General features: G+C 58.8%; 8 protein-coding genes and 1 pseudogene. 6 read left to right on the plus strand and 3 right to left on the minus strand.

The features are described 5' to 3' along the window. Window positions 1–4: 4 nt before the first annotated feature. From ACR0K1_RS24180 to ACR0K1_RS24200, 5 genes are all read left to right on the plus strand, one after another. Window positions 5–934, plus strand: a complete 930-nt coding sequence (locus ACR0K1_RS24180) for a class II glutamine amidotransferase (RefSeq protein WP_170694317.1) — start codon at window positions 5–7, stop codon at window positions 932–934. Between the two features lies 1 nt (window position 935). After that, on the plus strand, window positions 936–1,619 hold the full coding sequence (locus ACR0K1_RS24185) for a GltB/FmdC/FwdC-like GXGXG domain-containing protein (protein ID WP_170694318.1): 684 nt from the start codon (window positions 936–938) through the stop codon (window positions 1,617–1,619). 20 nt (window positions 1,620–1,639) lie between these two features. Further along, the gene (locus ACR0K1_RS24190; RefSeq protein ID WP_170694336.1) at window positions 1,640–2,968 is read left to right on the plus strand and encodes an FMN-binding glutamate synthase family protein; all 1,329 of its coding nucleotides are present in this window, start codon (window positions 1,640–1,642) and stop codon (window positions 2,966–2,968) included. An 80-nt stretch (window positions 2,969–3,048) separates the two neighbouring features. Further along, window positions 3,049–4,377: a type III glutamate--ammonia ligase gene (glnT, locus tag ACR0K1_RS24195; protein ID WP_170694319.1), complete on the plus strand. Its 1,329-nt coding sequence runs from the start codon at window positions 3,049–3,051 to the stop codon at window positions 4,375–4,377. 64 nt (window positions 4,378–4,441) lie between these two features. Further along, window positions 4,442–5,152, plus strand: a complete 711-nt coding sequence (locus ACR0K1_RS24200) for a type 1 glutamine amidotransferase (RefSeq protein ID WP_480617400.1) — start codon at window positions 4,442–4,444, stop codon at window positions 5,150–5,152. Here the strand turns inward: ACR0K1_RS24200 and ACR0K1_RS24205 are convergent, their stop codons facing one another. Beyond that, window positions 5,153–5,587, minus strand: coding sequence for a group II truncated hemoglobin (locus ACR0K1_RS24205; RefSeq protein ID WP_170712948.1), 435 nt, complete (start codon window positions 5,585–5,587; stop codon window positions 5,153–5,155). A 141-nt stretch (window positions 5,588–5,728) separates the two neighbouring features. Here ACR0K1_RS24205 and ACR0K1_RS24210 point away from each other — a divergent pair, with 141 nt between their 5' ends. Then, window positions 5,729–6,574 (plus strand): EamA family transporter, encoded by an 846-nt coding sequence (locus tag ACR0K1_RS24210; protein WP_480852138.1) that lies wholly within the window; start codon window positions 5,729–5,731, stop codon window positions 6,572–6,574. On the opposite strand, the gene ACR0K1_RS24215 is transcribed toward ACR0K1_RS24210, so the two are convergent. Beyond that, entirely contained in the window at window positions 6,537–7,004 is a 468-nt protein-coding gene (locus ACR0K1_RS24215) for a hypothetical protein (RefSeq protein ID WP_170694323.1), read from the minus strand. The genes ACR0K1_RS24210 and ACR0K1_RS24215 overlap by 38 nt on opposite strands. A 29-nt stretch (window positions 7,005–7,033) precedes the next feature. Then, a pseudogene (locus ACR0K1_RS24220) lies at window positions 7,034–7,489 on the minus strand (bifunctional methylenetetrahydrofolate dehydrogenase/methenyltetrahydrofolate cyclohydrolase); the annotation flags it as partial.

A 7,489-nucleotide genomic window follows, 5' to 3' on the forward strand; every position in this document is an offset into this window, starting at 1 on the left:
AGCCATGTGCGGAATTGTTGGGTTATTCCTCAAAGACCAGTCTCTTGCGCCCCAACTGGGCAATATGCTGACAGACATGCTGATCACGATGACGGATCGCGGCCCCGACAGCGCGGGGATAGCGATTTATGGCGAGGAATCAGGTGGTAAGACCAAGGTGACACTGCAGTCGCCCAATCCCAAGGACGACTTTGCCGGTCTAGCCGAAGAGCTGGGGCAGCACTTGGGCGTGGTGGTAAGCCAGACTGATAATGACACGCACACTGTGCTGGACGTTCCGGCCGGGCAGTTTGAAGCGGCACGGGTCGCGTTGGCAGAAATCCGACCTTCAGTCCGGATCATGAGCCGAGGTGAGATGCTGGAGATCTACAAGGAAGTAGGCCTCCCCAAAGACGTGGCCGCGCGCTTTGACATCAGCAGTATGAGCGGCACGCATGGTATTGGTCACACGCGCATGGCTACAGAGTCTGCCGTGACGACGATGGGCGCGCACCCGTTCAACACTGGGCCAGATCAGTGTCTGGTTCATAACGGCTCGCTGTCGAACCACAATTCATTGCGCCGCAAACTGCGCCGTGAAGGTGTAGTGATCCAAACTGAGAATGATACCGAGGTTGGAGCCGCCTATCTGACCTGGAAGATGATGAACGGGGCCACCTTGGGTGAGGCGCTGGAAAGCAGCCTTGAGGATCTGGATGGCTTCTTCACCTTTGTCGTCGGCACCAAGGATGGGTTCGGCGTGGTCCGCGATCCGATCGCCTGTAAGCCTGCGGTGATGGCCGAAACCGATCAATACGTGGCCTTTGGCAGCGAATACCGGGCGCTGGTGAACCTGCCGGGTATCGAAGAGGCCCGCGTCTGGGAGCCGGAGCCAGCGACGGTTTACTTCTGGTCCCACAATGACAGCCCCTCGACCAACGAAAAGGCCGCATAACATGCAAACCTATGATCTTGAAGCAGACGGCCTTCGTGGGTTGAACGCCACCTTGCAGTCGCAATCCACCGAGACCAACCAGACCCATTGGGAAGTCGTGAACCCCAAAGGCAGCCACGCGATTGCCGTCGGGCTGGATGCGCCTATCGAAGTGACGGTCAAGGGCTCAACTGGCTATTACTGCGCAGGAATGAACCAACAGGCGACGGTCAAGGTCGAAGGCTCGGTTGGGCCTGGCGTGGCCGAGAACATGATGTCCGGTCAGGTCGTTGTCGAAGGCGACGCCAGCCAATATGCTGGCGCCACCGGCCACGGCGGTTTGCTGGTCATCAAGGGCAACGCAAGTTCGCGCTGCGGCATTTCGATGAAAGGAATCGACATCGTGGTGCATGGTAATATCGGTCATATGTCGGCCTTCATGGCGCAGGCCGGTAATCTTGTGGTCTGCGGTGATGCAGGCGATGCACTGGGGGATTCGCTTTACGAGGCGCAGCTGTTCGTGCGCGGCTCGGTCAAGAGCCTGGGCGCCGATTGCATCGAGAAAGAGATGCGCCCCGAGCATCTGGATATCCTGAAGGACCTGCTGGACCGCGCGGGCGCGGATGCCAGCCCCGAAGAATTCAAACGCTACGGTTCCGCCCGTCAGCTTTATAACTTCGACGTCGACAACGCCGCTGCTTACTGAGGAAGAAGGGTATGAAAGACATGGACGATCAGATCCCCCGCACCCTGCCGATTCAGTCGGCGACATTCACCAATCCGATCAATGCGGAAATCCGCCGCGCTGCGGCCACGGGAATTTATGATATCCGCGGCGGAGGAGCCAAACGCAAGGTACCGCATTTCGATGATCTGTTGTTTCTGGGCGCCAGCATCAGTCGCTATCCGCTCGAAGGTTACCGCGAGCGCTGCGACACCTCGGTAACGTTGGGCACGCGCTTTGCAAAAAAGCCGATTGAACTGGACATTCCGATCACCATTGCGGGTATGAGCTTTGGCGCCCTGTCCGGCCCTGCGAAAGAAGCCCTGGGCCGCGGCGCATCAGCGGCGGGCACGTCGACCACCACCGGCGACGGCGGCATGACGCCCGAGGAACGCGGCCATTCCAGTAAACTGGTCTATCAGTATCTGCCCTCGCGCTATGGGATGAATCCCGATGATCTGCGCAAGGCCGACGCAATTGAGGTCGTTGTTGGTCAGGGCGCAAAACCCGGCGGTGGCGGCATGTTGCTGGGTCAAAAGATCAGCGACCGCGTCGCGGAAATGCGAACCCTACCCAAAGGCATCGACCAGCGCTCGGCCTGTCGCCATCCCGACTGGACCGGCCCGGATGATCTGGAAATCAAGATCCTCGAACTGCGCGAGATTACCGGCTGGCAGGTGCCCATCTATGTCAAGGTTGGCGCGACCCGCCCCTATTATGACACCGCGCTGGCGGTAAAGGCCGGGGCCGATGTGGTGGTGATGGACGGTATGCAGGGTGGCACTGCCGCGACGCAGGACGTGTTCATCGAGCATGTGGGTCTGCCGACGCTGTCCTGCATTCGCCCTGCCGTGCAAGCGCTGCAGGACTTGGGCGTGCATCGCGAAGTGCAACTGGTAATCTCGGGCGGCATTCGCACCGGGGCCGATGTAGCAAAGGCAATGGCCCTTGGCGCCGACGCGGTGGCCATTGGCACCGCCGCGCTCGTGGCGCTTGGCGACAACGACCCGAAATGGGAATCCGAATACCAAAAGCTGGGCACCACCACCGGGGCCTATGACGACTGGCACGAGGGCCAGGACCCCGCGGGTATCACCACGCAGGATCCCGACTTGGCGGCCCGTCTGAATCCGGTCGAGGCCGGACGCCGTCTGCGCAACTATCTCAAGGTGATGACGCTTGAGGCGCAAACCATTGCGCGGGCCTGCGGTCACAATCACCTCCACAATCTCGAACCCGAGGATTTGTGTGCTCTGACGATGGAGGCCGCCGCAATGGCGCGTGTCCCGTTGGCCGGGACAAGCTGGTACCCGGGCAAGGAAGGGTTCTGAACTGATATTGCGCGGCTCCTTAACGGGGGCCGCGTTTTTGCTTTGGAAATTAAAAATTCAACAGGGAAAGGAAAGCCATCGTGACGACAGATCTCGCAGCTTTCGCAAAAGAAAAAGGCGTCAAATACTTCATGATCTCGTTCACCGACCTGTTCGGTGGGCAGCGGGCCAAGCTGGTGCCCGCGCAGGCGATTGCCGAGATGCAGGAAGACGGCGCAGGTTTTGCCGGGTTCGCCACCTGGCTGGATATGACCCCCGCGCATCCTGACATGCTGGCGGTACCGGACCCGTCATCGGTGATTCAGCTACCATGGAAGCCTGAGGTCGCCTGGGTTGCAGGCAACTGCGTGATGGAAGGCAAAGATGTCGCCCAAGCCCCGCGCAACGTGCTGCGCCGTCTGATCGGCGAGGCCGCCGAGATGGGGATGCATGTCAAAACCGGCATCGAGGCTGAATTCTTCCTGCTGACCCCAGATGGTGAGCAGATCAGCGATCCGTTCGATACCGCCGAAAAGCCCTGCTATGACCAGCAGGCGGTGATGCGCCGCTATGACGTGGTGCGCGAGATCTGCGATTACATGCTCGATCTCGGCTGGGGGCCATACCAGAACGACCACGAGGACGCCAACGGCCAGTTCGAGATGAACTGGGAATTTGACGATGTTCTGCGCACCGCCGACAAGCATTCGTTCTTCAAGTTCATGACCAAATCTGTGGCCGAGAAGCACGGGTTCCGCGCCACCTTCATGCCCAAGCCTGTCGAAGGGCTGACCGGTAATGGCTGCCATGCTCATATCTCGGTCTGGGATGCACCCGGAGCGGACGCCAAAACCAACGTCTTCGCCGGCGAAGGCGACGGTCCGACCGGCGAGGTGGGACTTGGCGAACAGGGCAAGTATTTCCTGGGCGGGATCATGAAACATGCCAGTGCGCTGGCAGCGATCACCAACCCGACGGTGAACAGCTACAAACGCATCAACGCACCGCGTACCATGTCGGGTGCGACCTGGGCCCCCAATACCGTGACCTGGACCGGCAACAACCGCACCCACATGGTCCGGGTGCCCGGCCCGGGCCGGTTCGAACTGCGCCTGGCCGACGGGGCCACGAACCCCTATCTGCTGCAGGCGGTTATCATCGCCGCGGGTCTGTCCGGCATCCGCTCCAAAGCCGATCCGGGACGTCGCTGGGACATTGACATGTATGCCGAAGGCCACACCGTCACCGACGCCCCCAAACTACCGCTGAACATGCTCGACGGGTTGCGCGAATACGACAATGATACCGAGTTGAAAGCCATGATGGGTCAGGAATTCTCAAGCGCGTTTCTGAAGATGAAGCATCAGGAGTGGAACTCGTTCGTCAGCCATTTCTCACGCTGGGAAAAGGACCACACGCTCGATATCTAAGAAACTTTGGGGCTGCAGACCGCTGCCGCCCCGATACAGACGCTCGGATGGAGGCCCGTGCCTAATGAATGTCCTGATTTTCCAGCATTCGTCGGGCGAAAACCCCGGAGCGTTTCTGGAGCACATTTCATCATGCGGTGATACGGCCAAAGTCGTGCATCTGTATGATGGCCAACCAATCCCGCAACTCGACGATTTTGATTTGCTTCTGGTTCTGGGCGGCCCGATGGACGTCTGGGAAACCGAGGCGCACCCGTGGCTCGTGCCCGAAAAACAAGCGATCAGGACCTGGATTCAAGACCTCAAGCGACCGTACTTTGGGATATGTCTAGGCCACCAACTTCTGGTTGATGCGTTAGGAGGGAAATGTGTACCTATGCAGAAGCCTGAGATCGGTGTGCTTTTTATCAATTTGACTGACAACACGCGCAGTGATCCGCTGTTCGAGCCCCTGCCCGATCAATTCCGGGTGCTACAATGGCATGGGGTTGAGGCCATTGACCTACCGCCCAACTCATCGGTTCTGGCGCAATCTGATGCTTGCGCTGTACAGGCTTTGCGGGTCTCAGATAGCGCCTGGGGCGTGCAGTTTCACCCAGAACTTGTTCAGGGCACGATCCAATCGTGGATGACCGATCCGGCAAATCATCAATGCGCTGTGAATTGGCTTGGGTCCGCAGACGCGGTGCAGACGATGATCTCTGATAGCGACAATATTGCTGCGGAACAATTCAAGATCACATCCAGCCTCTATGCCAGATTGCGACAGATCTGATCAGCCATGAACCTCAAGGTTCTTTCCGCTGTCGGCTTCGACTCTCCAGTCTGGGACATTGTTGACCAGCATCAACGCGGCACGGCGCAGAGTTTTGCGCATTTTGTCCACCACCGGACCGTCCATTCCGCAATCCGCCAACGCGGCGTCAAACGTATCCAGCCAAAGCTCGGCATCGGCCTCGCGTATCGGCACATGCGCATGAATTTCACGCAGGTCCATATGACCAAATCGCTCACGATAATAGGCCCGACCGCCAAGGAACCCGCTCAGAAATTCAAACTGTGCCTGTCTCGTATGAGACAACCCGTGTCCGCGAAAATGCAACCTGTGCAATGAATGTACGGCCGGATCGGTCTCCATGCGGTCGTAGAACCGTTCGACCAGAGCCCGAAGTCGATCTTCACCGCCGATTTGATCCAATGCAGATGACATACGTCTCTTTCCCGAGTTGTAGCCGTCAATAAATATTGCATAACAGGAAAATAAGTTTATCACCAGTGACATGTTGGCGCGGTTGATATCGCAAGATGGGCACGCAATGTGTGGGCATGACCAGATACATGAGGTGACCGGATGAGCGCCCTTGTATTGGGTCTGCTGGCCGCATTATGTTGGGGCTTTCACGATCTTGCCGTGCGATATGTCAGCCAGTCCGTGAGCGTCATCGCCGCGTTGATGGCCGTGCTGGTTGCCGGGGCTGTGCTTCAGTTCGGACTTGTGGCGATCTGGTCCGGGTTTGCCCCCATGCCCGTCGAGGCAGTGTCCTATGCAGTTGCGTCGGGCGGCTTTTACCTGCTGGCTGGCCTCAGCATGTATGCTGCGTTTCAGCGCGGGCCTGTACGTCTGGTCGCCCCGCTTGTCGCCAGCTATCCCGTTTTGTCAGTCACCCTTGCAATATGGCGCGGTTCCGAAGTCAGCATATGGCATTGGCTGGCAATCATCGCCATTGGTTTCGGCGTGTCCATTGTCTCAGCACGATCCAAGGGTGACGGAGCAGAATATCCTGCAGCCAGGCCGACAATTGCCTTTTCAATTCTTGCTGCAATTGGGTTTGCTGCGACATTCGCTTTGGGACAATATGCAGCCGAACTTGGCAATGAGTTCACCGTTTCGCTGATTGGACGCTTGACCGCCATCCCGGTCCTGGCCGCAATTGCCCTTGCATCCCGCAAGTCGCTTTGGCCGGGCACGCGGGCCCTGCCCCTATTGTGCCTGATGGGCACGCTCGACGCGGTGGCGCTTTTGTGCGTCGTATCTGCCGGGGGGTTGCCCAATGCCCAATACGCATCCGTCGCGGCCTCGATCTTCGGGTTATTGACGGTTGTCCTGGCCTGGGCGATCCTGAGAGAGAAAATGTCAATCTCTCAATGGCTTGGTTGCCTCATAGCTTTTTCCGGAATTGGCTATCTTGCGATTTGAGCATCCGCTTGCCCATTGCAATACCATGAGCCTGATGGGCCACAATCGCGCTGTATAAAACGCAATCAACTTCGCCCGGGCGAACTGGTCCGGGATGATGCCATGCGCCAGGTCGACTGAGATCTTTGTGTCCCTGCAATTCACTTCGCAGGTTGAGAATATCAATATGTGTAGGCGCGTCAGGCAGCAACAAGACAGCATATACATCCACCGCCGCGTTCAATTGCTTGACCTGAGTTCGGCACTTATCCTGCGACATATCCTTGCCCCAGAATTGCTGATCCAACGCCATGCCGGTTTGTGCCGCGCGGGCTAACAACGCGCGGACGCGCGCAGCATTCGACGCCGAATGACCAATGGACACGATCACCATGCGCGCGGCACGGCCCGCATTATACCAATATTGTTGCGCGCTGGCGCAGGCAGACATTCTGCCGGTTGAAGCGCCAGCAGCGAGGCTCACGCAGTTAGGCCTTCAAATTCTGGGAGTTTGTTAGCGCGACAGCATGCAGTGAGTGTGTTGGCCAGCAGGCAGGCGATGGTCATCGGACCCACGCCGCCCGGAACCGGGGTGATCGCCCCCGCACGCTCAGCCGCGCTGGCATAGTCGACATCGCCGACCAGCTTGTTCTTGCCGTCGCGCTCGATCCGGTTGATGCCTACGTCGATCACGGTCGCGCCTTCCTTGATCCAGTCGCCCGGCACCATCTCGGGCCGTCCGACAGCCGCCACGACGATATCGGCGCGCCGCACCACATCCGGCAGGTCCCTGGTGCGCGAATGGGCGATGGTCACGGTGCAACTATCGCCCAGCAGCAATTGCCCCATCGGCTTGCCCACGATGTTCGACCGGCCAATCACCACCGCATCCATGCCCGAAAGCGAGCCATGGTGGTCGCGCAGCATCATCAGGCA

This window comes from Ruegeria sp. F5 (assembly GCF_056533845.1).